The organism is Mesorhizobium sp. M0018, from assembly GCF_040323955.1.
In the GTDB taxonomy this organism is placed as follows: Bacteria; Pseudomonadota; Alphaproteobacteria; order Rhizobiales; family Rhizobiaceae; genus Mesorhizobium.
This window is the reverse complement of the sequence record NZ_JAMYVL010000005.1, coordinates 50002-75525: the sequence shown is the minus strand read 5'-3', so window position 1 is coordinate 75525 and position 25524 is coordinate 50002. Positions and strand designations below refer to the sequence as shown.

At 63.2% G+C, this 25524-nt stretch carries 26 protein-coding genes; 11 read left to right on the top strand and 15 right to left on the bottom strand.

The genetic code is table 11. The features are described from left to right. Nucleotides 1-20: 20 nt before the first annotated feature. Nucleotides 21-1022: a DUF2125 domain-containing protein gene (locus NKJ81_RS08690; protein ID WP_352502688.1), complete on the bottom strand. Its 1002-nt coding sequence runs from the start codon at nt 1020-1022 to the stop codon at nt 21-23. A gap of 114 nt (nt 1023-1136) precedes the next feature. Here NKJ81_RS08690 and NKJ81_RS08685 point away from each other — a divergent pair, with 114 nt between their 5' ends. Then, the gene (locus tag NKJ81_RS08685) at nt 1137-1670 is read left to right on the top strand and encodes a gamma-glutamylcyclotransferase (RefSeq protein WP_352471431.1); all 534 of its coding nucleotides are present in this window, start codon (nt 1137-1139) and stop codon (nt 1668-1670) included. 20 nt (nt 1671-1690) lie between these two features. On the opposite strand, the gene NKJ81_RS08680 is transcribed toward NKJ81_RS08685, so the two are convergent. Together NKJ81_RS08680 and NKJ81_RS08675 are read right to left on the bottom strand one after the other, a co-directional pair. Beyond that, on the bottom strand, nt 1691-1966 hold the full coding sequence (locus tag NKJ81_RS08680; RefSeq protein ID WP_352540202.1) for a hypothetical protein: 276 nt from the start codon (nt 1964-1966) through the stop codon (nt 1691-1693). 166 nt (nt 1967-2132) lie between these two features. Next, the gene (locus NKJ81_RS08675) at nt 2133-2561 is read right to left on the bottom strand and encodes an alcohol dehydrogenase catalytic domain-containing protein (protein WP_352540201.1); all 429 of its coding nucleotides are present in this window, start codon (nt 2559-2561) and stop codon (nt 2133-2135) included. Nucleotides 2562-2908: 347 nt separating this feature from the next. Here NKJ81_RS08675 and NKJ81_RS08670 point away from each other — a divergent pair, with 347 nt between their 5' ends. Together NKJ81_RS08670 and NKJ81_RS08665 are read left to right on the top strand one after the other, a co-directional pair. Next, nucleotides 2909-3856: an aldo/keto reductase gene (locus tag NKJ81_RS08670; protein ID WP_352540200.1), complete on the top strand. Its 948-nt coding sequence runs from the start codon at nt 2909-2911 to the stop codon at nt 3854-3856. A gap of 78 nt (nt 3857-3934) precedes the next feature. Beyond that, on the top strand, nt 3935-4555 hold the full coding sequence (locus NKJ81_RS08665; RefSeq protein WP_352540199.1) for a LysE family translocator: 621 nt from the start codon (nt 3935-3937) through the stop codon (nt 4553-4555). Between the two features lie 27 nt (nt 4556-4582). Here NKJ81_RS08665 and NKJ81_RS08660 read toward each other — a convergent pair whose 3' ends face one another. Together NKJ81_RS08660 and NKJ81_RS08655 are read right to left on the bottom strand one after the other, a co-directional pair. Further along, nucleotides 4583-5383, bottom strand: a complete 801-nt coding sequence (locus tag NKJ81_RS08660) for a lysophospholipid acyltransferase family protein (RefSeq protein ID WP_352540198.1) — start codon at nt 5381-5383, stop codon at nt 4583-4585. Between the two features lie 106 nt (nt 5384-5489). Then, nucleotides 5490-6398 carry a LysR family transcriptional regulator gene (locus NKJ81_RS08655; RefSeq protein WP_352540197.1) on the bottom strand — a complete coding sequence of 303 codons (909 nt, stop codon included), beginning with the start codon at nt 6396-6398 and terminating at the stop codon, nt 5490-5492. Between the two features lie 131 nt (nt 6399-6529). Between NKJ81_RS08655 and NKJ81_RS08650 the strand changes: the two genes are divergently transcribed. Then, nucleotides 6530-7150 (top strand): pyridoxamine 5'-phosphate oxidase family protein, encoded by a 621-nt coding sequence (locus tag NKJ81_RS08650; RefSeq protein ID WP_352540196.1) that lies wholly within the window; start codon nt 6530-6532, stop codon nt 7148-7150. 29 nt (nt 7151-7179) lie between these two features. Here NKJ81_RS08650 and NKJ81_RS08645 read toward each other — a convergent pair whose 3' ends face one another. The 3 genes from NKJ81_RS08645 to ftsE form a co-directional block, all read right to left on the bottom strand. After that, nucleotides 7180-7770 carry a YdcF family protein gene (locus tag NKJ81_RS08645; protein WP_502898855.1) on the bottom strand — a complete coding sequence of 197 codons (591 nt, stop codon included), beginning with the start codon at nt 7768-7770 and terminating at the stop codon, nt 7180-7182. A 262-nt stretch (nt 7771-8032) separates the two neighbouring features. Beyond that, the gene (locus NKJ81_RS08640; protein ID WP_352540194.1) at nt 8033-9016 is read right to left on the bottom strand and encodes a cell division protein FtsX; all 984 of its coding nucleotides are present in this window, start codon (nt 9014-9016) and stop codon (nt 8033-8035) included. Continuing rightward, on the bottom strand, nt 9009-9668 hold the full coding sequence (ftsE, locus tag NKJ81_RS08635) for a cell division ATP-binding protein FtsE (protein ID WP_023677923.1): 660 nt from the start codon (nt 9666-9668) through the stop codon (nt 9009-9011). Before ftsE ends, NKJ81_RS08640 begins: the two co-directional genes overlap by 8 nt. 236 nt (nt 9669-9904) lie before the next feature. Here ftsE and NKJ81_RS08630 point away from each other — a divergent pair, with 236 nt between their 5' ends. The 3 genes from NKJ81_RS08630 to NKJ81_RS08620 all read left to right on the top strand — a co-directional run bounded on the left by NKJ81_RS08630 (nt 9905) and on the right by NKJ81_RS08620 (nt 11486). Next, nucleotides 9905-10195, top strand: a complete 291-nt coding sequence (locus tag NKJ81_RS08630; RefSeq protein ID WP_352540193.1) for a hypothetical protein — start codon at nt 9905-9907, stop codon at nt 10193-10195. A gap of 185 nt (nt 10196-10380) precedes the next feature. Next, nucleotides 10381-10923 (top strand): hypoxanthine phosphoribosyltransferase, encoded by a 543-nt coding sequence (gene hpt / locus NKJ81_RS08625; RefSeq protein ID WP_254816654.1) that lies wholly within the window; start codon nt 10381-10383, stop codon nt 10921-10923. Between the two features lie 191 nt (nt 10924-11114). Next, the gene (locus tag NKJ81_RS08620) at nt 11115-11486 is read left to right on the top strand and encodes a response regulator (protein WP_352540192.1); all 372 of its coding nucleotides are present in this window, start codon (nt 11115-11117) and stop codon (nt 11484-11486) included. A gap of 18 nt (nt 11487-11504) precedes the next feature. Here NKJ81_RS08620 and NKJ81_RS08615 read toward each other — a convergent pair whose 3' ends face one another. Beyond that, nucleotides 11505-12455, bottom strand: coding sequence for a DMT family transporter (locus NKJ81_RS08615; protein WP_352471417.1), 951 nt, complete (start codon nt 12453-12455; stop codon nt 11505-11507). A 223-nt stretch (nt 12456-12678) separates the two neighbouring features. On the opposite strand from NKJ81_RS08615, the gene NKJ81_RS08610 reads away from it, so the two are divergent. Then, nucleotides 12679-13536, top strand: coding sequence for a LysR substrate-binding domain-containing protein (locus tag NKJ81_RS08610; RefSeq protein WP_352471415.1), 858 nt, complete (start codon nt 12679-12681; stop codon nt 13534-13536). 71 nt (nt 13537-13607) lie between these two features. On the opposite strand, the gene NKJ81_RS08605 is transcribed toward NKJ81_RS08610, so the two are convergent. Both NKJ81_RS08605 and NKJ81_RS08600 read right to left on the bottom strand, forming a co-directional pair. Continuing rightward, nucleotides 13608-16223, bottom strand: a complete 2616-nt coding sequence (locus NKJ81_RS08605) for a TIGR02302 family protein (protein WP_352540191.1) — start codon at nt 16221-16223, stop codon at nt 13608-13610. Nucleotides 16224-16435: 212 nt separating this feature from the next. Further along, the gene (locus tag NKJ81_RS08600; protein WP_352540190.1) at nt 16436-17377 is read right to left on the bottom strand and encodes a threonine/serine dehydratase; all 942 of its coding nucleotides are present in this window, start codon (nt 17375-17377) and stop codon (nt 16436-16438) included. 50 nt (nt 17378-17427) lie between these two features. Between NKJ81_RS08600 and NKJ81_RS08595 the strand changes: the two genes are divergently transcribed. Further along, complete coding sequence (locus NKJ81_RS08595; RefSeq protein WP_352471409.1) at nt 17428-17730, top strand: ArsR/SmtB family transcription factor; 303 nt, start codon at nt 17428-17430, stop codon at nt 17728-17730. A 10-nt stretch (nt 17731-17740) separates the two neighbouring features. Here the strand turns inward: NKJ81_RS08595 and lysA are convergent, their stop codons facing one another. The 3 genes from lysA to argH form a co-directional block, all read right to left on the bottom strand. Next, nucleotides 17741-19009: a diaminopimelate decarboxylase gene (lysA, locus tag NKJ81_RS08590; protein ID WP_352540189.1), complete on the bottom strand. Its 1269-nt coding sequence runs from the start codon at nt 19007-19009 to the stop codon at nt 17741-17743. 15 nt (nt 19010-19024) lie between these two features. Beyond that, the gene (lptM, locus tag NKJ81_RS08585; RefSeq protein WP_352540188.1) at nt 19025-19231 is read right to left on the bottom strand and encodes an LPS translocon maturation chaperone LptM; all 207 of its coding nucleotides are present in this window, start codon (nt 19229-19231) and stop codon (nt 19025-19027) included. Nucleotides 19232-19302: 71 nt separating this feature from the next. After that, nucleotides 19303-20703 carry an argininosuccinate lyase gene (argH, locus tag NKJ81_RS08580; RefSeq protein ID WP_352540187.1) on the bottom strand — a complete coding sequence of 467 codons (1401 nt, stop codon included), beginning with the start codon at nt 20701-20703 and terminating at the stop codon, nt 19303-19305. A gap of 35 nt (nt 20704-20738) precedes the next feature. On the opposite strand from argH, the gene tlpA reads away from it, so the two are divergent. Continuing rightward, on the top strand, nt 20739-21422 hold the full coding sequence (tlpA, locus tag NKJ81_RS08575) for a thiol:disulfide interchange protein TlpA (protein WP_023677933.1): 684 nt from the start codon (nt 20739-20741) through the stop codon (nt 21420-21422). A 2-nt stretch (nt 21423-21424) separates the two neighbouring features. Here the strand turns inward: tlpA and NKJ81_RS08570 are convergent, their stop codons facing one another. Then, nucleotides 21425-23857: a bifunctional diguanylate cyclase/phosphodiesterase gene (locus NKJ81_RS08570; protein ID WP_352540335.1), complete on the bottom strand. Its 2433-nt coding sequence runs from the start codon at nt 23855-23857 to the stop codon at nt 21425-21427. A gap of 294 nt (nt 23858-24151) precedes the next feature. Between NKJ81_RS08570 and ugpB the strand changes: the two genes are divergently transcribed. After that, a complete protein-coding gene (gene ugpB, locus NKJ81_RS08565; RefSeq protein ID WP_352540186.1) occupies nt 24152-25462 on the top strand; it encodes a sn-glycerol-3-phosphate ABC transporter substrate-binding protein UgpB in 1311 nt (436 codons plus the stop codon). Nucleotides 25463-25524: the final 62 nt, after the last annotated feature.

Here is a 25524-nt window from a genome sequence, read left to right as displayed (position 1 = left end):
ACACTTTTCCTGGGATTGCTCTAGTCGAGCGGCTTGATCTTGCCGAGCGGGATGAAGCCGAGCGAGGCCTTGCCCCTGACGATCTTCAGCGGCATCGACGGCTGGTTGCCGAGCAGCGCCAGTCCGGCAAAGCCGGTCTGGATCTCTTTCTTCTGCTCGGGGATGGCGGTGGCGAGGATTGCCGCCACGGCCTTTGGATCATTGAGCCTGATCGTCAGGTCGGCATTTATGAGACCGTCGTCATCGACCGACAGCGGTCCGGAAACGGTGATGCGCGCAGTTCCGGACGACAGATCGAGCTCGTGGATTTCGGCCGCCTGGCCGCGCAGGCTCGTCGGATTTGCCTTGATCAGTGTCAGGCCGTTCTTCAGCGTCACGTCGCCGCTGCCGTCGAGCGGCGGCAAGACGCGCCCGCCGATGGCCGCCGCGTCGATTTCAAGATCGGTGAAATTGCCGGCATAGTCGATGTCCGGGCCGTTTGGGCGCAATTGTCCGGTGGCGGTTCCGGCGCTGAACAGCGAGACGGGATCGGTGTCGTCTGCCGGATCGGTCTGGCCGGACAGGCCTTCTGCCTGCAGCGAGAGGCGCCTCGGCAGCGGCCAGGACAGCTTCATGTCGGCCCGCAGATCATCCCAGTCGATCCAGAGCGGGGTCATGCCGGGAACAGAGGTCCTGAGCGGCCCCCTGAGCTCGGCGGCAGGCGACAGAAGCCGGGTGATCTGCGTGGCGGCGTTGATCTTGCCTGTCGATGCCGCGACGTTGCGGCTGTCGTCCTCGTAAGCCAGGCTGTCGCAGGAAACGGTGAAGCTGAAGGGATAGCCGCTGACCGCGAGATTGGCGCAGTCGGCCTTGATGCCTTTGTCGTCGAGATCGGCGACCGCCTTTTTGGTGGCGCTCTCGACCAGGTCCGCCAGGTAGAACCAGCCGGCGCTGTAGATGCCGAACAGCACGAGGATGAAAGCGGCAAGCCACAACAGGCGGCGACGTTGGCTGGGCGGCGGGCGCTCGTCACTTGACGTCATGCTGCGGCTTTCGTTAACGCGGGGTGGCACGGGCGGGCTGTCGCTTGCGGCACCAACAGGTAGACGGACTGAAACACCACCGGTGAGGTGGTCGTCACAATCAGGCTTGGCGATATGGGCGATTTTTGGGTTTTTGGCTACGGCTCACTGATCTGGCGACCGGGATTCGCACATGTCGAGACGCGGCGCGCCCGCCTGCATGGCTACCGCCGTTCGCTCTGCGTCTATTCTTTCGTGCATCGCGGCACGCGCGAACGGCCGGGCCTGGTGCTCGGCCTCGACCGCGGAGGCTCCTGCATCGGGCTGGCGTTCCGGGTTCCAGGCGAGCTGCGCAACGAGGTCATTACCTATCTGCGCGAACGCGAGCTGGTCACCAACGTCTATCTCGAACGTGTGCTCAGCGTTCGCCTCGACAAGGGTGAAACGGATAGGGGCAAGACGGTCGACGCCGTCGCCTATGTCGTGGACCGCAGCCATGAGCAATATGCCGGTGCGCTCGACCCGGCCGAGGCGGCGGCCGTCGTTCGCGGCGCCGTCGGCCAATCGGGGAGGAATGAGGATTACGTGCTCAGCACGCTGGAGCACCTCGAAGCACTGGGTATAAGCGACCACTGGCTGGAAGACGTGACGAGACGGATCGCGACGTAGCTTCGGTGCCTTGACGCGGGCTACATCCTGAAAATCTGTTTTCCAAGATCGGCGCGATCCAGGCTGTTTGCCACGGCAAGCTTGAACTCGGTCAGCGCGTGGAGACCGCCGACAGGAACGTGGAAGCCGGGCTGGCCGAATGTGTCGATAATCTCGCATAGCACAGGCCGGTCGGCTTCGGCCGGCGGCGAAAAGAAATAGCGATAGATATTCGCCCTGATCTCGACGCCGCTCAGCAACACGTCGAAATTGTGCAGTTCGAAGCGCTCGGCACTCATTCCGCCATTGATCACCATCTGCCCGCCGAGCGCGCCAGGGTGCGGATCAATTCGCCGCTGACAGGTCCGCCGACATTGTCGATAATCCCATTCAATCCGGCGCCGCCGGTGATATCCATCACCGCTTCCCGGATACCTGCCTTCAAGTCCGAAAGGTCAAGAATGGCGGCGGCGCCAAGCGTCTTCAGATCGAAGCTTTGGTGCGAGCGCCGCACAAGCGCGATGACGTTGATGCCGCGTCGTTGGGCATCTGCCCGGCGCGTTCGACAGGATAGCCGGCAGGCAACGGGATCAGCCATTCGGCGGGAATGGCGGCGTACTCGGCCCAGCTGCCATAATAGCTGAACGCGACAAGCATCCCCGGTTCCAACCCGACGTTCGCGCCAACGGCTTCGACGATGCCGGCGCCATGGTTTCCGGCGATCTGCCGGGGAAAATGCGGCTTCTTCGGTTCGGGATAGAGGTTCTGGATAAACAGGAAGTCGCCCGGATTGATCGAGGCCGAGACCATCCTGACCAGCACCTCGCCGTCGCTGATCCGTGGCATCGGCAGGTCATCCACATAGAGCACGTCGCGCGGCGAACCGATGGCGTCAAATACAATTGCTTTCATGCCGGTCTCCATAACAAACGATCCGAGGCCAACAGTCTGAGCCCCGGCCAGACCGTGCCGAGACTTGCGTCGGCGCGGCGGAACCTATGGCCGGCCGGCAAAGGTCTGAATTGGCAGATTTGACAATCTATGTGCCAAACTTGCCAGATCGTTTCTTCAGAGGCTGCTGGTTTGGATGCCCCGGGACCAGCGCCTTGGGGCCGGACACGGCGCGGCGGGTCGCGGCTTTGTGAAGCGCGGGCGGGCTGGAAAAGAGGCTATGCGTTTGACGTCGCCACGGCGCGACATAGGTTAGCCCGATTGGCGGCTCCCATCCGCCCCAGCATGAATCACCATGGAGATCAGCCTTGCAGAAACGTCGTCTCGGTCGCACCGACCTATCCATCGCGCCATTGGTTCTGGGCGGCAATGTGTTCGGCTGGACCGCCGATGAGAAAACCTCGTTCGACTTGCTCGACCGCTTTGTCGACGCCGGTTTCAACGCCATCGACACGGCCGATTCCTATTCGCGCTGGATTGCCGGCCACCAAGGCGGCGAATCCGAAACCATCATCGGCCGATGGATGAAGAGCCGTGGTAACCGCGACAAGGTTGTCGTCATCACCAAGGTCGGTTCGGATATGGGACAGGGCAAGAGGGACCTGTCCGCCGCCTATATCGAAAAGGCCATCGATGCTTCGCTGAAGAGGCTGCAGGTCGATAGCGTCGATCTCTATCTGTCGCACTGGCCCGACCCGGCGACCCCTTATGAGGAAACGCTCGGCTCTTACCAGAAACTGCTCGACAAGGGCAAAATCCGTTATGCCGGCGCTTCCAACCTCGACGCCGCCCAGTTGCGGGCCGCACTTGACGTAGCAAGCCTGCGCGGCCTGCCGCGCTACGAGGTGCTGCAGCCGGAATACAACCTCTACGACCGCTCGTCCTTCGATGGTCCGCTGCGCGATCTCTGCGCGGCCGAGGACATCGGCGTCATCACCTATTTCAGCCTTGCCAAGGGGTTTCTGAGCGGCAAGTACCGGAGCGAGGCCGACCTCGGCAAAAGTCCGCGCGGTGGCGGTGTGAAAGGCTATCTCAACACCCGCGGCATGCGCATTCTCTCAGCGCTCGACGCGGTGTCGGCCAGACATTCGGCCAAGCCGGCGGAAGTGGCGCTTGCCTGGGTCATGGCGCGGCCCGGCGTCACCGCCCCGATCGCCAGCGCGACGACGCTCGACCAGCTCGACAGCCTGGTGCGTGCCGCGTCGTTGCAGCTCAGCCCGGACGATATCGCCGAGCTCGACAAGGCCAGCGCGTAGCCGCGCACGATCGTTCAAGACCGGCGCCGCTGCCTTGCCCTACCGTCCCTGCCTCATCACAGGATGCAGGGACGCCGCATGGCCGGACAGGGTCTTCTCGATCAGCAGCTATGGCAGCGATTGCTGGCGCTTGTGTTGGCGTCGGCCATCGTCATGGGCAGCCCGGGGCCGGCGACGATAAGCGTCACCGCGACCGGCGCCGCGTTCGGCCTGCGCGGTTCGCTGCGCTATGCCTCGGGAATCGTTGTCGGGACGGCTCTCGTGCTTTTGGTGGTGGCGACGGGCATCATGGCCGTTCTCACCGCGCTGCCGAAGCTCGCAGCGCTGTTGGCGGTCGCGTCAGCAGCCTACATCCTCTATCTGGCGTTGAAGATAGCGACGGCGCCGCCGCTGGCGGCACGCATTGGTGGAGCGGCACCTCCCACTTTCCTGGGCGGGTTCCTTCTGGCCGTTGCCAATCCGAAAGCCTATGTGGCGATTGCCGCCGTGTTCGCCGGCGCGTCTCCTGGCGCCGGCGGTCTTGCTATTTCAGCCAAGCTGGCGGTCCTCGCCTTGATGATTGCTGCCATTCATCTCTTGTGGCTTCTCGCCGGCGCGGCTTTTGCACATTTGCTGCGCAAACCGCTGGCGTCGCGGATCATCAATCTGGTGTTTGCCGTGACGCTGGTTGCAACAGCCGCCCTGGCTACCTTGCCGTGAGCCTTTCTGGCATGCGCGGCGGGTGTCTCAGCCTTTCAATTCAGGTTTCGCATCGAGCTCACCAAGCCGTTTCATTGCCGTCGGCGGCATCGGCGGCGGGTTCGGCGTCTGTGCCGCCTCGACGAGAAGCTGGTCGCAGGCGGCCTCCGTCTCGCCGATCAGCCGTTGCATGAATTCGTCCTTGCCGAGGCCGGGCGGGATCGGTGGCAGGAAGCGCGCCTTGATCGTGCCAGGATAGCGAAGGAATTTGCGGCGCGGCCAATAGAGACCGGCAACGTGGGCGACCGGCACCACCGGAATGCCAAGTTGCGCGTAGAGTTCGACGATGCCGTATTTATAGACCGGCTCGTCGCCCGGCGCCCGGCGGGTGCCCTCGGGGTAGATGATCAGCTGGCGCGGATTGCGCGCCAATTCCTGTTTGGTCGCGGCGATCACCGTCTTCAATGCCTTCGAGCGGCTGCCGCGGTCGACCGGAATCATCCGCATCTTCAAAATGTACCAGCCGAAGAACGGGATCCAGGTCAGCTCCCGTTTCAATATGTAAACGGGATCGTCGAGATAAGGCAGGAAAGCGATCGTGTCCCAGAAGGACTGGTGCTTCGGCGCCAGGATGAAGGAGCCGCCAGGCAGGTTTTCCCGGCCGGTGATCTCACTTCTGGTGCCGGCGATCTTGTCGTAGAGCCACATGCTGGTGCGCGACCAGAATTTCGGCACGAACCAGGCGCGATGGCGTGGCGACAGGAAATAATACGGGGTCCAGAGGATCATCTGGACGATCAAATTGAGGTAGAAGGCGAGATTGAACGCCAGCGAGCGGAAATACAGCATACAGCAAGTGCCCGGTGAGGAGGTGTGCGTTGGTTACACCAAGCGCCCGCAAAAAGGAAACGCTGCGAGGCGGGCGATCGGCCCGGCCTTGCGAGGGCCGTCTTCGTCACGTTTCCCATGCGGCCTGCAGCAGGCGCTGTCTCAGGCGCGGGGCGGCGAAGTCGAGGAATGCGCGCAGCTTCACCGGCAGTAGCCCCTGGCCGGCATGGACGAGGCTCACCGGCCATGGGTCTGGCTCAAACTCTTGCAGCACCGGGCGCAGCGTACCCGACCGGACTGCGGCGGCGATCTGGTAGGAAAGCAGCCTCGTCACGCCGACGCCGGCAATCGCCGCATCGATCGCTGCCTCAGCCGTGTTGACCCGTAACCTGGAGCGGATCGGCACGCTGAATTCGGTCTTGCCGGTGGCGAAGCTCCAGGCTGCGGCGGTGAGCCCTTCGAAGGTGATGGCACTGTGTGCTGCAAGCTCCTGCGGCGTTTTCGGTGTGCCGTGCTCGGCGAGATAGGCCGGGCTCGCGCAAACGACGCGGCGGATTGAACCCAGGCGGGTGGCGATCAGGCTCGAATCGGCAAGCTCGCCGATGCGGATGGCGAGGTCGATGTGCTCTTCGACCAACTGGGTTATCCGGTCGGCGAGTGTCAGCCGCACACCTACCTCAGGATAGACGGAGAGGAAGCTGGTGACGACCGGCAGCACATGCAGGCGGCCGAAGACGATCGGCGCAGTGACGATGAGTTCGCCGGTCGGGGCATTGTATTCGCCGGCGGCTATTCGCTCGGCCTCGCCGACCTCGTCGAGAATGCGACGACAGGCGGCGAGATAGGCATGGCCTGCATCGGTCAGCGACAGCTGCCGCGCCGAGCGGTTCAACAGCCGTGTCTTCAAATGCTTTTCCAGGTCCGAAACCTTGCGGCTGACCGTCGTCAGCGGAATGCCGAAGCGGCGCCCGGCAGCCGAGAGGCTGCCTGTCTCCGCCGCGGCAACGAAAAGCGACATGGACTGGAGGCGATCCATAGCTCTCCCGAAAATTTGCCCTCCCGAAAAACGGAAGGATAGATTGCAGATATGGCATCTGCATCTCGAAGATGGAAGGACCTATTTCCTGACTAGCAATACAGCGCAGCTTGGCGCTTGAGGAGGCTTCCATGAACGCTCACACCAGCGATGTTGCTTTCACCCCGACGGTGAAGGCGATTCAGGCGCGCAAGGGCTCGCGCCAGGCCTATGCCCGTGTCGAGGAGCGTGGCGGCTGGCAGGCGGCAATCACGCCCGATCTCGCCGCCTTCATCGAGGCGCAGACCAGCGTCTTTCTGTCGACCGCCAATGCGGACGGGCAGCCTTACATCCAGCATCGCGGCGGGCCTGCCGGTTTCCTCACGGTGCTCGACGAACGGACGATCGGCTTTGCCGATTTTTCCGGCAACAGGCAGTTCATCACCCAGGGCAACCTCAGCGACAACCCACAGGCTTTCCTATTCCTGATCGATTATGCGCACCGGCAGCGCATCAAGATCTGGGGCAGGGCGCGCGTCGTCGAGGGCGATGCCGAGCTGACGGCAAAGCTGATGCCGCAAGACTATAAGGCGCGACCCGAGCAGGTTATCCTGTTTACGGTTTCGGCTTGGGATTCAAATTGCTCGCAGCACATCCCGCAGCGTTTCGAAGCGGCCGACGTGGCGGCGGCGCTGGGCGAACGCGACAAGCGCATCGAACGGCTCGAACAGGAGATCGCACGCTTGCGATCAGATGCTGCAGCCAGGGAATAAGAGCTAGGGAATAAAAGTGCCGGTGCCGTTCAGTTTCCGCCCGCGGCGTCGGCCAGCGTGACGCCGTTGGGCGATTGCTTCACCGGCATGATGCCGCGCGCCAGCGCCAGCAGGTATTTGTTATATTCGGTGAACAGCACGCGCAGCGCTTCCGGCTTGGTCAGCCAGCCGCCATTCTCGAGGTTGGTGTTGACCACCGGATAGGGTTCGAGCCTGGCGCCGTGCAGCAGCCGGCCCATTTCCAGCAGGCTGCGCGGCATGTGATAATTGTTGGTGACGAGAATGACGGTGCCGTAGGCATGGTCCTCGACCCATTTGGCACTTTCCTCGGCATTGCCGATCGTGTCGAGCGCGGCGCGGTCGATGTCGACGCAGCAGGAAAACAGCCTCTTGTCGCCGCCGGTCGCGGCCTGAAGCTGGCGGCGGCTGGCGGAGGGATGGACGCCGCTAATCAGCAGCCGCTCGCCCTTGCCTAACGCAAGCAAGCCCATCGCAGCGTCGAGGCGCGACTGGCCGCCGGTCAGCACGATGATAGCGTCGGCCCTTGCCGGATTGGCGGGCGTAGTCAGGCGGCTGACGGTATTGGCGAACCAGCCGAAGCCGGCGACAAACAGCGCCATAAAGGCGAGCAGAAGGAGAGCCGAGATGCGCAAGGAGCGGGCTGCCAGCAGCCGCCCACGTTCGGCGAACTGATCCGGCTTGGCAAATTCATCAGGCTCGGCGAATACAGGCGGGCGCGCAACCAGCACTGGCATGCATCCAGCGGTATCGGTCGAGTCCCGAACGTCCATCATGAAATGGTTAATCCCGAAATACGGCCTTTGGTAGGAAAAAAATGCAATTTTCGTGACGATGCGTTTTCATCCGTGATCGATCTTTCCTTTAGCCGGCGTCCGGCTGGCGAATGTCGATGTCGCTGAGATAGGTAACCACGGTGAAATGGGAGGTTGCCGCCGTCAGCGCGCCGATCACCAGCACCATGACAGCGACCCCGAGATAACCCGCCGAGCCGATGGCGAAATTGCCGAACAGGGCGGTCGCCTGGTCGGCCTGCGGCGTTGCCATGTTGCGTGACGACCACCAGGAGAAGACGATGAAGACCAGGATCGCCGCGGCGCCGCCTGCCGCGGCGCCCTTCATGCCGGTGACCAGAAAATGCCGGCGGAATTCGCGCGCGATGAAGCGCGCCTCGGCGCCGACAAAATGCAGCACCTCGATGATGTGGCCATTGCCGGCCATGGCGCCGCGCGTTGCGAATACCACGGTCAGCACCGTCGCCGACAGCATCAGCGCCAGCACTGCAATACCGATCGTTACCGTGGTGCGGGCCATGGCAACCAGCCGGTCGACCCAGGTGCGATGATCGTCGAGCGAGGCACTCGGCAGCTTCGGCGTGATCGCCGCGCGCAGTGCGGCGAAATCGGGCGGACTATTCTCGTCGATGGTGATGATGATCAAGCGCGGCACCGGCAGCTCATCGATGTTCAGGCCCGAGCCCAGCCAAGGCTCGAGCAGCCGGGCCGTCGCTTCGCGGTCGACGATCCGGGCGCTTTTCACGCCAGGGAATTCGCCGGCGATCTGCGAGGCCAGCGCAAGTGCGGCCTCCATGTCGAGGCCGTCGACCGGCTTGATCTGGATGGTCGCCTCGCGCGAGATCTGGTTCTCCCAGACGGAGGCGGTGTCACGCACCAGCGTGACGGCGCCAAACGTCAGACAGGACAGAAACGTCATGATGGCGATGACCAGCACCAGCGCCCGGCCGGCGATGTTCTGCGCCGGCACGATCGGCGCCATTTTGCGCTGGACGCGGGGCTTTGCCGCCGCGGAGTCCTGACCCTCGAAATGTTCGACGGAGAGCTCAGTCATAGATGTCCAGCCTTCCGCCGGCCAGGATCATTCGCCGTGCGTCCACCTGTTCCATCAGGCCGAGGTCGTGTGTGGCGATCACCACGGCGGTGCCCAGCCGGTTGAGCTCGATGAACAACCGCAGCAAGCGTCGCGCCAGCGGCGGGTCGACATTGCCGGTCGGCTCGTCGGCGAGCAGGATCTCGGGCTGCTCGATCAACGCCCGGGCAATGGCGGCGCGCTGCTTCTCGCCGCCAGACAGCACCGGTGGCAGTACATGCATGCGCTCGCCGAGGCCGACCCATTTCAGCAGCTCGGTGACGTCAGTGCGATAGGTCGCCTCCTCGCGGCCGCGCACGCGCAGCGGCAATGCCACGTTCTCGTAGGTGGTCATATGGTCGAGCAGGCGAAAATCCTGGAACACCACGCCGATGCGACGTCTCAGATGCGGCAATTCGGTGCGCGAGATGCGCGAGCGGTCCTTGCCGAAAATGGTGATCAGGCCGCGCGTCGGCTTCAGCGACATGAACAAAAGCCGCAGCAACGTCGTCTTGCCGGCGCCTGAAGGTCCGCTCAGGAACTGAAAGGAGCGCTCCGGAATGTGCAAGGAGATGTCGCGGAGAATCTCCGGACCCATGCCATAGCGGAGGCCGACATTTTCGAAGCGGATCACTTTCGACGACCTGAAATTCTCGGCGGCAAGATGCCAGCCCTTTCTGTGGAAAGACCATCGGCCGGCATGGTTAACCGACGGTTAATTTGGGGGCTTTTCGAGCGAGTCACAGGGGTTCCGGTGGGGAAGCGTTAACCATTTCCGTTTACCCGAAAGAAACGAACAGCGAACAGGTGCGGTAGTATTGGGCCATGATGGCTGAGGATCGAACCGCGCGCCCGGTTTCCGGCGAAATCATGACCGATCCGGCCGCCGAGCCGGAACGCATCATGCGCGACGTGACCGCCGAGGTCATCGATGCCGACTATGAGGTGCTGCCCCGCCATTTTGCACGTCAAGACTTTGCGCCGCCGCCTGCGCGCATGATTTCCATGCCTTCGATCGAAGGCATGGACATGTTGCGCAAGCCCGAAACCGCCGTCGAACGGCCGTTGTGGGTGCATGGTGGGCCGATCTTCTGGATTGTCGGCGTCGGTGCCGTCTTTGCCGCCTTCTGGATTTCGGGCGGCCATGCGCTGGTTCGTTAGAACGGCGCCAGAAAATCAACAGGTCACCAGATAAACGATTCGCGACGCGCTGGGACATCCGACCGTTCGCGGGCGCTCTGCGAAAGATTTGGCCTTGCCAGACGGCACGACATGCCTAGAAACGGGTTGAAGACCGTTTCGGTCGGCTTCGCCTACAAAGGCGATCATTTCTGGAAGGGCAGCCAATGCCAGTTGTGCGCGGCAAGGACATCGAAGTCCTGTTTTCGGCGTCCGCCATCGCGCGGCGGAACCTGGAACTTGCCAAGGAGATCGCCGGGCACGACTACCACGACCTTCTGGTAATCTCGGTGCTGAAGGGATCGTTCATCTTCGCCGCCGATCTTATCCGTGCCATGCACGATGTCGGCCTGTCGCCGGAGGTCGAGTTCATCTTCATCTCCAGCTATGGCGCCGGCACGACCAGCGGTGAGGTGAGGGTGCTGCGCGACATCGACAACGAGGTCGCCGGCCGCGATGTGCTTTTGATCGACGACATTCTGGAATCCGGCAAGACGCTGAGTTTCACCCGCGACCTCATGCTGTCGCGCGGCGCGAGGAGCTGTGCCATCGCCGTGCTGCTCGACAAGCGCATGCGCCGCCAGACCACGCTCAACGCCGACTATGTCGGCTTCGACTGCCCCGATTATTTCGTCGTCGGTTATGGCATGGACGTCGCCCACGCGTTTCGCGAATTGCCGTTCGTCGGCATCGTCAAGGGCGACGCCTGAGGCCTTTTGAAAATTCTACTCCGGCGGTCATCTGACGCGGTTTTCTGCGCTTCCGGTGCTCACGGACTCGAACGTCCGCTCCGGGTCTCGAAAACCACGTCATATGACTCGGCGGAGCGAATTTTGAAAAGGCCTCATGGCCTTCCTGGCTTTCAGGAAACATCAACTTTTCCTCGCCAAATATCCTGCCCATGGCAAATCTCCTGATCGTCGAGGACGATGAATCCGTCCGCACTCTCGCCGCTCGCGCGCTCGAGCGCGCCGGGCATAATGTCACTGTCGCCGCGGACGGCGCACACGGCCTTTCTCTGATCCGGGCGGCGCAAGGGAGCTATGACCTTGTGCTGTCCGACATCCGCATGCCGGAGATGGACGGCATCGAGATGGCCAAGGCGGCAGCGGCGCTGTTCCCGGCGATGAAGATCATGCTGATGACCGGCTATGCCGACCAGCGCGAGCGCGCCGACGAATTGGACGGCATTATTCTCGACGTCGTGCAAAAGCCGTTCACGCTGGCTGAAATCCGCGCCCGCGTCGAACAGGCGCTCGCCTGCTTCGCCTAAGTCCAAGGCCGACCGCCTTCAGGCAGGGTCGCAGGTCGCCGTATTGGCTGGCACGCCGCTCCGGTGCCGGCCGGCATTGAGCGCAAAAAGCCCGGCGCCGATGATGAGGGCTGCGCCGGCCGCCGTCGCTGGTCGCGGCACCTCGGCAAAGAACAGAAAACCCCATAGCGGCGACCAGATGATACCGGTGTATTCGAAGGTGGCGACGCTGTTGGCGGGCGCCAGCCGGTAGGCCTGCGACAACAGGATCATGCCGGCCGAGGCAACGAAGCCGCATGCCCCCATCTTGAGGAGGTCCGGCGTCGCCGGCCAGACCCATGGCCGGACGAGGAATTCGAGGCTCGGATGCACGGCGTGGTCAATGCCTGCCAGCCAAAACAATGCCGCCACCAAGGCGGCGCCGACCAGATAGGCGCCGTTCTGATAGAACGCCATGACAGTCGAGGATTCGGTGTCGCCGATCTTGCGTGCCATCAGCTGCGAGAAACCGTAGAGCAGAGCCGAACCTAGCGACAGCAGCGCTGCCCAGTCGAACAAGCCGGCGCCCGGGCGCACCATGACCAGCACGCCGAGCATGCCGACCAGGACGGTGGCGAGCGCCTGCCAGGACACGCGTTCGCCGAGATAGGGGCCGGCCAGCGCCATGATGAACAGCGGCGCCATGAAATAGAGCGCCACCGCGTCAGCCAGCGGCAGGGCGGCGATTGCCAGATAGTAGGCCGTGTAGGAGGTGAACTGGATGAAGGCGCGCATCGTCAGCATGCCGAACCGCTTCGACAGGATCGCCTGCAATCCGACATCGGCGTGGACGAGGAAAACCAGGATCGGCAGGGCGACGATCGAGCGGATCGCCATCACCTCGGTGACTGGATAGTGGCTCGACACCGCCTTGACCAGCGGGTCCTGCAGCGAAAAGACCAGCACGCCGAGACAGAGGCTGAGGATGCCGAGCACAAGCCGATTCTGCATAGGCGCTCCTGTCTCCCGCGTGCGCGGCCGAAAGCAGGCCTGCATCCGGGTAAAAAGAACCCGCCACCGTTTCGGGCAGCGGGTACGAGTGAGGACTTTTGATTGGTCCGCAGCCGATTTCGCGGCCGCATATCCAATGGGTAAGGCGACTATCGTCCGCCGTTTGACATGTTGCAAACGAATTGGAATGATGCCAGCAATCAGATTTTCTTATGGCGGGCACATGCGACCCAATCTCGACAGCGACCTGTTGCGCACCTTCGTGGCGGTCGCCGACACCGGCAATTTCACCAAAGCGGCGGAGCGGGCCGGCCGCACCCAGTCGGCAGTCTCGATGCAGATGAAGAGGCTCGAAGGCATGATCGGCGACAGCCTGTTCGAGCGCGGGTCGCGCGGTGTAGCGTTGACGCAGCGCGGCGGCGAACTCATCGCCAACGCCAGGCGTATCGTTTCACTGCTCGACGAGACGGCGGCATCGATGGTCGCGGCGCCGCTTGGCGGGCCGGTGCGCATCGGTATCCCGGAGGAATATGGCCACGCGATCCTGTCGCGGGCACTCGGCGTCTTTGCCAAGCGCCATCCTCAGGTCGACATCACCGTCCGCTACGCGCATTCCGGTGCGCAAATCGCGGCGCTCGCCGCCGGCGAGCTCGATCTGGCGGTGGTGTTCGAATGGCAGGATCTGTCAGGCGGTGAGGTGCTGATGCATGACCCGACCGTATGGGTGACGTCGGAGCTGCATCACATGCATGAGGAGCGGCCGGTGCCGATCGCGCTCTACAACCGTGCCGGTTGGTGCAAGGATTTCGCCATAAAGTCGCTGGAACAGCGCGGTCTCGCCTATCGTGTCGCCTACACCAGCGATACCAATGGCGGCCTGCGGCTCGCCGTCACCTCCGGATTGGCGATTGCGCCGATCTCGCGCAGCAACATCCCGGCCGGCTGCCGCGAGCTTACGGCCGCCGACGGGTTCGGCGACATCGATTCCTCGAACGTGGTGCTGCGGCGCAATGCGAACGCTTCCGGCGAGGCAATCGACGGCATGGAAGAGGCGATCCGCGAGGCTTTCACCAACCGTTAAAGCATGCCACTCAGCTCGGCGCTGGCGGCCACCACGGACTGCGCGCGGCGATCTTCCGAATACAGGCAGCCTTACTTCAGCTCCAGCAACCGCTCCAGATAGCTGCGCTCGATATCGGGGCTGAGTGCGTTGCCGAGCCGCTTGCGGATCGCTTCGAGGATCTGGCGGGCACGCTGCACGTCGATCTCGTCGGGCACTCTCACCGAACTTCCGTCGTCGGGACCCTCGCTGGTGCGAGGCCGCCCGAGCGGGTCACGGTCGGCATTCTGCTGGCGTCCGCCCTGGCCGTTGCCGCCCTGGTCGCCTTGCATCGCCTGCAGTTGCTTCATCATGTCCTTGGCGCCCCTGCGCAAGGCTTCCAATGCGCGGCCCTGGTGACCGACGGCCTGGTCGCCTTCGCCCTCGCCGAGCGCCTGTTCGGCATTGCCCATGGATTTGCCGGCCTCGCCAAACCCCTCATTGGGGTCGAGGCCCATGCCTTCGAGGCTCTTCCTCAATTGATCGAGCTCGCTCTGCAGCCTGCCCTGGCCTTCCTGCAATTGCTTCAGCGCGTCAGCAAATTCCTGCGGCGTCATCGGGTTCGGCCGGCCGAGGGGATCGCGGTCGTCACCTGGGCCGGGCTTGCCCTCTTCGCCCATCGGGCCTGGCTCACTGTTCTCGCCGAGCTGCTCGTCGCGGTTCTGCCCGCGCTGTTGCTGGCCGCGCTGCATCTGGTCCATGCGGAAAGTGTCGTTCATCATCTCCTGCTGGCGCCGCATGATTTCGCCCAGCTTGTCCATCTGCTGGCGCATCTCGCTGTCCTGCTGACCGCCCTGTTGCTGGCGGCCTGCCTGCAGATTGTTCATCATATCCTGCAGCTCCGACAGCAATTGCTGCGCCTGGTCGCGATTGCCGGATTTCGCCAGGTTCTCGATCTGGTCCATCATGCGGTCGATGTCGCTCTGGCGCAGTTCCTGGCCGTTCTGCTGCATCTGTGGCGCATTCGGATTCTGCTGCGCCCGCGCCGCGAATTCCTGCAGGAACTGGTTCATCGCCTCGCGCAGTTCCTTCATCGCCTTCTCGATCTCTTGGTCGCTGGCGCCGTTCTTGATCGCATCCTGCAGCGCCTGCTGCGCTTGGCGCAGCCGCTTCTCGGCCGCCGACAGATTGCCTTCCTCAATGCCGAGCGCGATCTCCCAGAGGTAAGCGACCTCGTCGCGCAACTGGTCGTCGCTGTCTGCCATCTTCAGCCGGGTGCGGGCGCTCATGATGGCGAGGTAGTGCGCCATGTTGTCGAACGTGTCTTCCGGCCTGAGCGTGATTGCATCCATCAGGTCGAGCACGCGGTCCTTGGCATAGGCGTCGAGCGCCAGTATGCGGCGCTGCTCGACCACAGCCCGCGCCAACGGGTTGGAGAATGGCCGCTCCGGCATCACCAGCGTCTTGGTTTCGCTGGTCGCCGTGTGTCCGGCACCGTCGGTGGCGACAAGCGACAGCTTGACGTTGCCACCTGCCCAGACATGGTCGGTCAGGTCCTTCGTCGTCTTAGCGGCATTGGCCTTGCCGCCGCGGCGCGGCAACGTCAGCGGCATTTCCGGCGGGCCATAGAGCGGATGCGCGTTGGGCACTTGCGGATCGGCCAATGCGAAAACCGCCTTGGCGGAGGCCGCGCCATAGTCGTCGTCGATCTGGTAGTTGAGTTCGAAGGCGCCGTTGACGGCGCGCTTCGGCTCGCCGACAAAGCGGATCTGCGGCGGCTTGTCGGGAATTATGGCGAAGGCCCAGCGGCCGAGCTCGCCGTCGCTGGACTGCAGCGTCAGCGTGCCGTCGGCCGTTAACTTGCCGCTGAACTGGCGCACGGTGGAAGGCGGTGCCGGACTTGCCTCAGTCTTGGCGGCTTGCGGCCCGGTCGGATCGATGGCGCGGGTGTTGCCGCCGGTGTCGGCGTAGCTCAGCGTTTCCTCGCCCGAACCGCCGGTGACGCGCAGCGACACATCGCTGCCCTCCGGAACCGTGAAGGTCGGCGGCGCTTGAGTGGCGTTGTTGGCCAGGACCGGGGCGTTCAGGAATACCGGCGGCCTGCCGGTATAGGCCGGCGGCGTCACCCAGGCATCAATGCGCGGCGGCACGACGTCGCGGGCGGCACGGGCAACAAAACCGTCGCTCAGCCTGCCGCCCGATGGCCCAAAGGAGAAGGCAAAGGCAGTGACCAACAAAAGCGCGGCAACGGCGCGCAGCGCCCACGGGTCGCGTTCCGGCACGCGTGTGCGCGGCACGTCGCCGCCAAGCTCGCCCAGCCGGTCCGCCATGCGCCGCTGATGCTCGCGCCACAGGGCTTGCGAAAAAATGCTTTCCTTGCCGCTCGGGCGATCGGTCTGGACCTGCACCGGGCTGTGCAGCAATCGGTTGGCCGCCTCGATGCGGCGGTCGACCTCGGCACTGGATGGCGTGCGGAAGAAACGCAGTGGATAGAGTGCGGCAAGCGCTGCGACGCCGAATGCCGTGATAAGACCGATCCGCGCCAGATCGGGCAAAAATGGGAACAGGCCGAGCCACGAAATGCTGAGGAACAGGCTGGCGACGATGATCAGTGGCAGCAGCAATGGCCAGCCGCGTTCGACGATTATCGAGACCTGCGTCCCCAGCCGGCTCAAGGCAAGGCGCCTGGCCAGACTGCGATCGCTGGTGAAAATGGGTCGTTGTGTCATCGGCCCTTCCTGGCCGGGCGGGATAGCCCAGGCCTCAAGAATCTATCGCATGGGCCCGAAAAGTCGATTTTCGGGAAGCACGATGCGAAGACCTAAAATCTTAGCGCGTACTCCGTGCGTCCAAGCGGATGCACATCGCCCTAAGGATACCAACAAACACGGCGAAGGCGAGGCGGTTCCCCAAAACGTGAACAATAATGCCCCGGATATTGTCAGAATTTCGCCGGATTGGCGTTTGCGCCGCAGACCAGTACGGCAACGCGCTCGCCTGCAGCCGGTGCGTAGCGGCCGGACAGGAGCGCCGCGAAGGCGGCCGCACCGCCCGGCTCGGAGATGATTCGCACGCGGTCCCACAGCGCCGCCTGGGCGGCGATAATGTCGTCGTCGCCGACCAGGATCGAGCGCTCGACGAATGCCTCGGCGATAGGAAACATCATTTCGCCGACACGCTTTGGCGCGAGCGAATCGGCGGCGATGCCCTCAGCCGGCGCGTCGACGGGTCGGCCCGCCTCGAAGGCGCGATGAAGCGTCGGCGCACCCTCCGGCTCGACCGCGATTATCCTGATGCGGCCGGAAAACCAGGCAGCGATGCCGCCGACCAGCCCGCCGCCGCCGACGGCGACCAGCAGGGTGTCGAGCTTCGGCAGGTCGGCCTCGATCTCGAGGCCGAGCGTGCCTTGCCCGACCAGCGTCTCCTCCTGGTTGAAGGCGTGGATCTGCAGCGCGCCGGATCTTTCGGCGAAGCTCTCGCTGGCGGCCAGCGCCTCGGCATAACGGGCGCCGCCGACGATCAACTCGGCGCCGTAGCCGCGGATGCGGTCCAGCTTGGCCTGCGGGCTCACTTCGGGAACAAAGATGGTCGCCTTGTGGCCGAGCCGCATGGCGGCATAGGCGACGGCGGCACCGTGGTTGCCGCCCGACGCGGCGACGACGCCGGCCGCAGGAACCGGCCGTTCGAGGAGATTGGTGAACGCACCACGTGCCTTGAACGAGCCGGAATGCTGCAAGCACTCAAGCTTCAGGTCGACAGGCAGAGGCGGGCGGCCGAAATCGGCCATGTCGACGCGCAGCACCGGCGTGTGGCGCACGAAGGGCCGGATGCGGGGTTCTATCGCCGCAATGCGCTCGCGTGTGATCGTGTGGCCGTGCAGCATGCTTTCACTCCCAGAGTTGACATTACTTAGTAACTTGGCAAAGTGCCTAAATGCAAGAGGTCGACGTTTTCAAAGCGATTGCCAACGAGCGCAGGCTCCAGATCCTCGATTGGCTCAAGGACCCGCGGGCGCATTTTCCGCCGCAGACGGACGGCGATCTGGTCGAGGACGGCGTCTGCGCGCTGCTGATGGCGGAGAGGCTGGGGATCACCCAGGCTACGCTCAGCGAGCATATGCGCGTGCTCACCCAGGCAGGGCTTTTGCGCAGCAAGCGCATCAAGCAGTGGATATTCTATCGCCGGAATGAGGACAGAATCGCCGAAATCAGGGCGCTCATTCAGCACCGGCTGTAGCTGCAGAGTTCTACTCCAACCAGTCCGGCACCGAGTCCAGTCCGATCAGCTCGTCATAGGTCTGGCGCGGACGCACAACGTGGAAGCGGTCGCCGTCGACCAGCACTTCCGGTACCAGCAGCCTGGTATTGTAGGTGCCGGCCTGAACGGCGCCATAGGCGCCGGCGGTGGAGACAGCGATCAGGTCGCCGGATTTCAGCCGGGGCAGGTCACGGTCGAGCCCGAGATAGTCGCCGGTCTCGCAAACCGGGCCGACGACGTCGACCTTCATGCGTGGTGCAGCGGCCGGCTGCTGCGCCACCGGCTTGATGTCGTGAAAAGCGTCGTAAAGCGTCGGCCGGATCAGGTCGTTCATCGCGGCGTCGACGATGAGGAAGTTCTTGGCGTCGCCCTCCTTCACGAAGATTACTTCCGACACCAGGATGCCGGCATTCCCGACGATCAGCCGGCCTGGCTCGAACATTACCTTCAGCCCAAGTTTGGCAACATGTTTCCTGACGATCCGGGCATAGGCATCGGGCAAAGGCGGCGGGTTGTTGTCGACGCGGTAGGGAATGCCAAGGCCGCCGCCGACATCGATGTGCTCGATGGCATGACCGTCGGAGCGCAAGGCGCCGACCAGCTCCACCAGCAGCGCAAAGGCGTCGTCGAAGGGCTGCAATTCGGTGATCTGGCTGCCGATATGGGTGTCTATGCCGGTGACCTTGATGCCCGGCAGCTCAGCCGCGCGCGCATAGACCTTCCGCGCATGCTGCCACGGAATGCCGAACTTGTTCTCGGCCTTCCCAGTCGAAATCTTCTTGTGCGTCCTGGCGTCGACATCCGGATTGATGCGCAGCGAGATCGGCGCGATCTTGCCCAGCGCGGTGGCGCGGGCCGACAGCAGCTCCAGCTCCGGTTCGGATTCGACGTTGAAACAGAGAATGCCGGCCGAGAGCGCAGAATCCATTTCGCGCGCGGTCTTGCCGACGCCCGAAAACAGGATCTTGCTTGCCGGGATGCCGGCCGCCAAAGCGCGGCGCAATTCGCCCTCCGAGACCACGTCGGCGCCGGCGCCGAGCCTTGCCAGCACCCTCAGCACGGCCTGGTTGGAATTCGCCTTCATGGCATAGCAGACGAGAGCATCGAGCCCGGCAAAGGCCTCGGTGAAGACGCGAAAATGCCTGGTCAGCGTCGCCGTCGAATAACAGTAGAACGGCGTGCCGACGCTGGCGGCGATGTCTGATATCGCCACGTCCTCGGCATGCAGCGCGCCGTCGCGGTAGTCGAAATGGTTCACGAGATTGGTCCGAAATCAGAGCAGCGGGTCGAGGATGAATTTCTTGTCCTCGACAGGTTTTTCCGGCTCCGGCGGCAAGGGTTGCTTGGCCTTCTCGGCGTCCTTGCGGGCCTGCACGGCTGCCGCGTACGGCGTGTCGAGCGCAGCCTTCCTGCCGCAGGCCGCAACGGTGGCCATTGCCGCCAGCAGCGTCAGCGTCACCAAAATCCTGCTTCTGGTCATCGTGCCATCCGTCCGAAACTGTTGCCCGCAGCCGCTTCTAGCCGAGTTTTGCGGCCATTGCACCCCGCGTCTTACGCCTTGGCGAGCCGCTTTTTCCAGTAGCGGATCTGCTTGCGCACCTCGGACGGCGCGGTGCCGCCGAAGCTCGTGCGGCTCTTTACAGAATTCTGCACGGCAAGAACCGAAAACACGTCGGCGCCGATACCGGGGTGAATGGACTGCAGATCCTCCAGCGAAAGCCTGTCGAGCCCGACCTTCTTCTCCTCGGCCAGCGCCACCGCCCGACCAGTGATATGGTGCGCCTCGCGGAACGGCAGGCCGAGCGTGCGCACCAGCCAGTCGGCGAGGTCGGTCGCAGTCGAATAGCCGGCGCCGGCCGCATTCTTCATCGCGGCAGTGTTCACCGTCATATCGCGCACCATGCCGGTCATCGCCGCCAGCATCAGGTCGAGCGTCTCGGCCGCGTCGAAGACGGATTCCTTGTCTTCCTGCATGTCCTTGCCATAGGTCAGCGGCATGCCCTTCATCACCGTCAGCAGGCCGACGAGATGGCCGGTGACGCGGCCGGTCTTGCCGCGCACCAGTTCGGCAGCGTCCGGGTTCTTCTTCTGCGGCATGATCGACGAACCCGTCGAGAAACTATCCGATAGCCTGACGAAGCCGAATTGCGGCGTCGACCAGATGATGATCTCTTCGGCCAGCCGCGACAGATGCGTCGCGCAGATCGCCGCCAAGCCCAGGAACTCGAGCGCGAAATCGCGGTCCGAAACACTGTCGAGCGAATTGCGCATCGGCTCGCGGAAGCCAAGCGCCTTCGCCGTCTGGTGCCGGTCGATGGGAAAGCTGGTGCCGGCGAGGGCGGCGGCGCCGAGCGGGCTTTCATCCATCCGCTCAATCGCATCGCGGACGCGCGACAGGTCGCGTGCAAACATCTCGACATAAGCCATGCAGTGGTGGCCGAAGGTCACCGGCTGCGCCGCCTGCATGTGGGTGAAGCCCGGCATCACCGTTGCCGCATGCTCCTCGGCCCGATCCAGGAACGCCGTGATCAGGCCCTTCAGCGCCTCGGTGACGCGAAAGCACTCGTCCTTGACCCACAGCCTGAGGTCGACCGCCACCTGGTCGTTGCGCGACCGGGCGGTATGCAGGCGGCCAGCGGCGGGGCCGATCAGCTCGGCCAGACGGGCCTCGACATTCATGTGGATGTCTTCCAGCCTGGTCGAAAACTCAAATGTACCAGCCTCGATCTCTGCCAGGATCGTGTTCAGCCCGTGAGCGATTTTTTTTTGGTCGGCCGCCGAAATAATGCCCGTTTGCGCCAGCATCTGGCTATGGGCGATCGAGCCGCGAATATCCTGCGCATAGAGTTTGCGGTCGAACGAGATCGATGCGTTGATCGCTTCCATGATTGCGGCCGGACCCGAGGCAAAACGTCCGCCCCACATCTGGTTGCTGGCCTTCTTGTCGTTCATCGCTATAACCCGTGCTCCGGAGCAGTTTTTGAAAAATGGCAGACGGCAATAGATTTTTCCCGGCTTTGCGTCTCATCCTCGCCGCTTTGGTTGCGGGCGTGCTGGCCGGCGCGGTCGCGGTATATGTCAGGGAAAGCAGTTCTGGCAACAAGGCGCCCGCGCAAGTGGCCGCCGGCGGCGGCAAGGACGACGTCGCCTGCGCCGCCAAGACCGACCGTGCCAAGAAGATCGCCGCCGCTGCCACCGGCCAGGTTGCCGCGCTTTTGCCGGCGGATCCGCCGCAATCGCTGAAAAGCCTTGCCTTCAACGGCCCCGACGGCAAGCCGACGACGATCGCCGATCATGCCGGCAAGACGGTGCTGCTCAATCTGTGGGCGACATGGTGCGCACCTTGCCGCGCCGAAATGCCCGCGCTCGATGCGCTGCAGAAGGAGATGGGCAGCGATGCGTTTCAGGTTGTTGCCGTCAACGTCGATGCCGGCGACGATGCCAAACCGAAGAAGTTCCTGGAGGACACCGGCGTCAAGTCGCTCGGCTACTATCGCGATGCCACGATGGCGCTGTTCAACGACGTCAAGACGCGCGGCCTGGCGCTCGGTCTGCCGGTCACCATGCTGATCGATGGGCAAGGCTGCCTGATCGCCCATATGAATGGCCCGGCCGAATGGTCGGGGCCGGATGCCAAGCGTCTGGTCGAGGCGGCGCTTCAGCCGGGATAGGCTCAGACCGTGCGCAGGCGCGGCTTGAGCACGGCAATGCTTGCGCCGCGTCGGCTGGCGGTGCGGATTGCCGGAGCGGCCACGCCCGTCAGTTCCCCGAATGTCTCGATCGGAGCCGGTTTGCCGAGGTAGTAGCCTTGCCCGATCTCGCAAGCCTCGGCGTCTAGGAATTGCAATTCACCCGGCGTCTCGATGCCTTCTGCCAGAACCGGTAGGCCGAGACCGCGTCCAAGCCCCAGCACGGCGCGAACGATCGCCGCGAACTGGGCGTTCTTGTCGACCGATTTGATGAACGACCCGTCGATCTTGATCTTGTCGAAGGGAAAGGCGCTGAGGTTGGACAGCGAAGAATAGCCGGTGCCAAAATCGTCCATCGCCACATGCACGCCAAGCGCCTTGACCTGCCTCAAGGTTGCCAGCGCGCGCGGCATGTCCTTCACCAGGGCCGTTTCGGTGATCTCCAGTTCGAGCCTGCCGGGGGCCAGGCCGGATCTCGTCAATGCGTCGTGCACCTTGCGGCTGAAATTCGGATTGTGAAGTTGCACGGCGGAGACGTTGACGGCGACCATCAGCGGGTTTGTCCAGCGAACAGCATCGTTACAAGCCGTCGTCAGCACCCAGTCGCCGATCTGCGCGATAGCGCCACTGTCCTCGGCCACCGGGATGAAAACGGCCGGAGAAATGTCACCCCGCTCAGGGTGCTGCCAACGGACCAGGGCTTCGAAGCCGATCATCCTGCCGCCGCGGATCTCCTTCTGCGGCTGATAGACGAGGTGGAACTCCTTGCGGGCGATCGCCTGGCGCAATTCATGCTCCATCACGCGCTTGTCGCGGGCCGCGGTGCCCATGGCCATCTCGAAAAACCGATAAGTGTCCCTGCCTTCGGTTTTGGCGCGATGGAGTGCCGTGTCGGCATGGCTGATCAGGCCGGCCTGGTCTTCGGCATCCAGCGGAAAGAAGGCAATGCCGATGCTGGCCGAGACGAGGCCGGAGCCGACCGAAACCCTGTTTTCCTCCCGGATCGCCGCCAGCAAGTCCTCGGCTATCCGGCCTGCGGCCAGGGGGTCGGGGAGGTTCGGAGCTATGATGGCAAATTCATCGCCGCCGAGACGCGCGAGCATCTGTCCGTTGCGCGGGATGCCGGAAATGCAGTGCGCCAGCTTCTGCAGCATAGCATCGCCGGCGCTGTGGCCGTAGAGGTCGTTGACTTGCTTGAACCGGTCGAGGTCAAGCAGCAGGAGCGCCAGATATCCATCCTTGCCGCCACGATCCATCGACGCGAATTCTGCTTCCAGCCGGGAAGAAAAGCTCCGCCGATTGGCAAGCCCGGTAAGCGGATCGAAATGCGCGAGGCGGAGGATCTCTTGTTCTGCCTTCTTGCGCTCACGGATGTCGCGAACGGCAAGCACCGTATGAGGCCTGCCGCAGTAGGTGATTCTCCTGGCGATCAGCTCGACAGGAATTCTCGCGCCGTCGCTGCCCCTTAACTTCGCTTCCTGCGCCTGTTCGCCGAAGCCGGACATATCGGCTGCGCTCTGTCCGTCGAAAAGCTCGCCGAGTTGCATCGTGTTCAGGGTGGCTGTCGCTGTTCCGGTCAGCTTCGCCATACTGTCATTGGCGCTGACGATGCGGGTGCCATCGCAAACGATCAGACCTTCCACCGCCGCATTGGCGAGATCGTGCATGCGATCGGCCTCGAGCTTCTGGTGGCGAAAGCGCAGATCGATCCACAGCGCGGCACCCGACAGCACAAGGATTACCAGGCTGGCGACCGCTGCGGCAAAGGCCTGGGAAATGGGCTCGATGGAATGTTCGGATATTTCAATCGAGGAATCCGGAATGATCGACACCGCGGCCATCGCGATGAAATGCAAGCTGCAAATGGCCAGCGTCAAAAGCGCGGCGCCGCCGAGAGTCGCGAGCGCTGACGGGCGGCGCAAGACGACAAGAAGCGCCAGTGCCGCGAGGCTTACGCCGGCCAGAAGCGATATCGCGACAAGGAGCAGGTTCCAAACGAGCCGGCCTTCGACCTCGAAAGCTGCCATGCCGATGTAGTGCATCGTCGCGATGGCGCCGCCCAGAATGGCGCCACCGACGAGGAAATGGTCGATGCCGCGGCGCAAGGTGGCGACCCACATCCCAAGCGCGGTCATGATAACGGCGGCGGCAAGCGAAAAGGCGGATAATCCCGGATTGTATGCGTTCGGTATTCCCGGCGTAAACGCGGTCATGGCGATGAAATGCGTCGCCCATATGCCGAACCCGGTCGAGGCCGCGGCGATCATCAGCCAGACAAGCCGGTTTCGCTCGGTCGATCGGCCGACATGCTTAAGGAGATTAACTGCTGAGAAACAAGAAATTCCACAGACGAGTGCAGCGAGCGCAACCAGTCTCAGGTCGTGCTGATTTACGATACAATTATAGACCGTCAGCATCCTGTTCACTCGGTCTGCCAAAACTAACAGGGGAGGTGTGACGGATTAGCTCTTGGAGATTTTAACGAATGGTTAACCCGCGGGCCATGAGGCGGGTCTTTTCGGGGGAAAACCGATGCCGCGCCGAAAAGGCGGTGATGTCGTTTCTGACGCCGCGCTTTCGGTAGCGAGTGCACTTTAGGAAGAAATGGTGTTCATTGATCCGCAACAAAACCGTTGTCCCATTGTCATCAGCGCCACATATTGGCTTTGCGGAGGTGCCCCCTTTCGCCAATGACAAACGGGAGATGAAACATGAAGTTCTTCGGCTTTGCGGCCGGTATCGCCGCCACCGTGACCCTGCTTTCCACCACCTCCGCCTTCGCCGTCACGCAGATCAGCTGGTGGCACGCCATGACCGGCGCCAACGCCGAGGTCGTCGCCAAGATCTCCAAGGATTTCAACGCCAGCCAGAGCGACTATGAGCTCGTTCCGGTGTTCAAGGGCACCTATCCGGAGACGCTGAATGCCGGCATCGCTGCCTTTCGTGCCGGGCAAGCGCCAGATATCCTCCAGGTGTTCGACGTCGGCACCGGCGTGATGATGGCGGCCGAGGGTGCGATAAAGCCGGTGGCCGATGTGATGACCGGCGCCGGGATGACTTTCGACAAGAGCCAGTATCTGCCCGGCATCGTCGGCTATTATTCGAAGCCGGACGGCACCATGCTATCGTTCCCCTACAACTCTTCCTCGCCGATCCTCTATTACAACAAGGACATCTTCCAGAAGGCAGGCCTCGACGTGAACAATCCGCCCAAGACGTGGAACGAGGTGTGGGAAGCTGCCAAGAAGATCAAGACGAGCGGCGCCGCCCCTTGCGGCTATACCTCGACCTGGCTGACCTGGATCCACCTGGAGAATTTCGCGGCGTGGAATGACGTGCCTTGGGCCACCCAGCAGAATGGCCTGGCCGGCGGTGATGTCGAACTCAAGATCAATGCGCCGATTTTCGTCAACCACTTCCAGGCGCTCGCTGACCTGGCCAAGGACGGCACATTCAAATATGGCGGGCGCACCTCCGAAGCCAAGCAGATATTCCTCGCCGGCGAATGCGGCATCTTCACCGAATCGTCGGGCGGCCTCGGCGATATCGTCAAGTCCGGCATGAACTATGGCATCGGCCAGCTTCCTTACGACAGTGACGCCAAGGGTGCCCCGCAGAACACGACGCCGGGCGGTGCCAGCCTGTGGGTGTTCGGCAACAAGTCGGACGAGGAATACAAGGGCGTCGCGGCCTTCTTTGCCTATCTGTCCAAGACCGATGTGCAGGAATATCTGTACCAGAAGTCGGGATATTTGCCAGTGACGCTCGCGGCATACGAGGCGACTAAGAAATCAGGCTTCTATGACAAGAACCCCGGCCGCGAGACACCCATCCTGCAGATGATCGGCAAGTCGCCGACCGACAATTCGAAGGGCGTGCGCCTGCCGAATCTGCCGCAGGTGCGTGATATCCAGAACGAGGAGCTGGAGAAGATGCTGGCCGGCCAGCAAACCGCCCAGCAGGCACTCGACAATGCGGTTGCGCGCGGCAACGCGGCGATCAAGGAAGCGCTGGAGAACTGACGGGATTATCTCAGTTAGTCGGTTGGAATATCGCCCACGCGAGCTCGCGCGGGCGATGCCTG

What these genes read in the sequence shown, in the direction of transcription:
- NKJ81_RS08690 (WP_352502688.1), bottom strand. Translation starts at nt 1,022, where the DNA reads ATGACGTCAAGTGACGAGCGCCCGCCGCCCAGCCAACGTCGCCGCCTG.
- NKJ81_RS08685 (WP_352471431.1), top strand. Translation starts at nt 1,137, where the DNA reads ATGGGCGATTTTTGGGTTTTTGGCTACGGCTCACTGATCTGGCGACCG.
- NKJ81_RS08680 (WP_352540202.1), bottom strand. Translation starts at nt 1,966, where the DNA reads ATGGTGATCAATGGCGGAATGAGTGCCGAGCGCTTCGAACTGCACAAT.
- NKJ81_RS08675 (WP_352540201.1), bottom strand. Translation starts at nt 2,561, where the DNA reads ATGAAAGCAATTGTATTTGACGCCATCGGTTCGCCGCGCGACGTGCTC.
- NKJ81_RS08665 (WP_352540199.1), top strand. Translation starts at nt 3,935, where the DNA reads ATGGCCGGACAGGGTCTTCTCGATCAGCAGCTATGGCAGCGATTGCTG.
- NKJ81_RS08660 (WP_352540198.1), bottom strand. Translation starts at nt 5,383, where the DNA reads ATGCTGTATTTCCGCTCGCTGGCGTTCAATCTCGCCTTCTACCTCAAT.
- NKJ81_RS08655 (WP_352540197.1), bottom strand. Translation starts at nt 6,398, where the DNA reads ATGGATCGCCTCCAGTCCATGTCGCTTTTCGTTGCCGCGGCGGAGACA.
- NKJ81_RS08650 (WP_352540196.1), top strand. Translation starts at nt 6,530, where the DNA reads ATGAACGCTCACACCAGCGATGTTGCTTTCACCCCGACGGTGAAGGCG.
- NKJ81_RS08645 (WP_502898855.1), bottom strand. Translation starts at nt 7,770, where the DNA reads ATGGCGCTGTTTGTCGCCGGCTTCGGCTGGTTCGCCAATACCGTCAGC.
- NKJ81_RS08640 (WP_352540194.1), bottom strand. Translation starts at nt 9,016, where the DNA reads ATGACTGAGCTCTCCGTCGAACATTTCGAGGGTCAGGACTCCGCGGCG.
- NKJ81_RS08630 (WP_352540193.1), top strand. Translation starts at nt 9,905, where the DNA reads ATGACCGATCCGGCCGCCGAGCCGGAACGCATCATGCGCGACGTGACC.
- hpt (WP_254816654.1), top strand. Translation starts at nt 10,381, where the DNA reads ATGCCAGTTGTGCGCGGCAAGGACATCGAAGTCCTGTTTTCGGCGTCC.
- NKJ81_RS08620 (WP_352540192.1), top strand. Translation starts at nt 11,115, where the DNA reads ATGGCAAATCTCCTGATCGTCGAGGACGATGAATCCGTCCGCACTCTC.
- NKJ81_RS08615 (WP_352471417.1), bottom strand. Translation starts at nt 12,455, where the DNA reads ATGCAGAATCGGCTTGTGCTCGGCATCCTCAGCCTCTGTCTCGGCGTG.
- NKJ81_RS08610 (WP_352471415.1), top strand. Translation starts at nt 12,679, where the DNA reads ATGCGACCCAATCTCGACAGCGACCTGTTGCGCACCTTCGTGGCGGTC.
- NKJ81_RS08605 (WP_352540191.1), bottom strand. Translation starts at nt 16,223, where the DNA reads ATGACACAACGACCCATTTTCACCAGCGATCGCAGTCTGGCCAGGCGC.
- NKJ81_RS08600 (WP_352540190.1), bottom strand. Translation starts at nt 17,377, where the DNA reads ATGCTGCACGGCCACACGATCACACGCGAGCGCATTGCGGCGATAGAA.
- NKJ81_RS08595 (WP_352471409.1), top strand. Translation starts at nt 17,428, where the DNA reads ATGCAAGAGGTCGACGTTTTCAAAGCGATTGCCAACGAGCGCAGGCTC.
- lptM (WP_352540188.1), bottom strand. Translation starts at nt 19,231, where the DNA reads ATGACCAGAAGCAGGATTTTGGTGACGCTGACGCTGCTGGCGGCAATG.
- argH (WP_352540187.1), bottom strand. Translation starts at nt 20,703, where the DNA reads ATGAACGACAAGAAGGCCAGCAACCAGATGTGGGGCGGACGTTTTGCC.
- tlpA (WP_023677933.1), top strand. Translation starts at nt 20,739, where the DNA reads ATGGCAGACGGCAATAGATTTTTCCCGGCTTTGCGTCTCATCCTCGCC.
- NKJ81_RS08570 (WP_352540335.1), bottom strand. Translation starts at nt 23,857, where the DNA reads ATGCTGACGGTCTATAATTGTATCGTAAATCAGCACGACCTGAGACTG.
- ugpB (WP_352540186.1), top strand. Translation starts at nt 24,152, where the DNA reads ATGAAGTTCTTCGGCTTTGCGGCCGGTATCGCCGCCACCGTGACCCTG.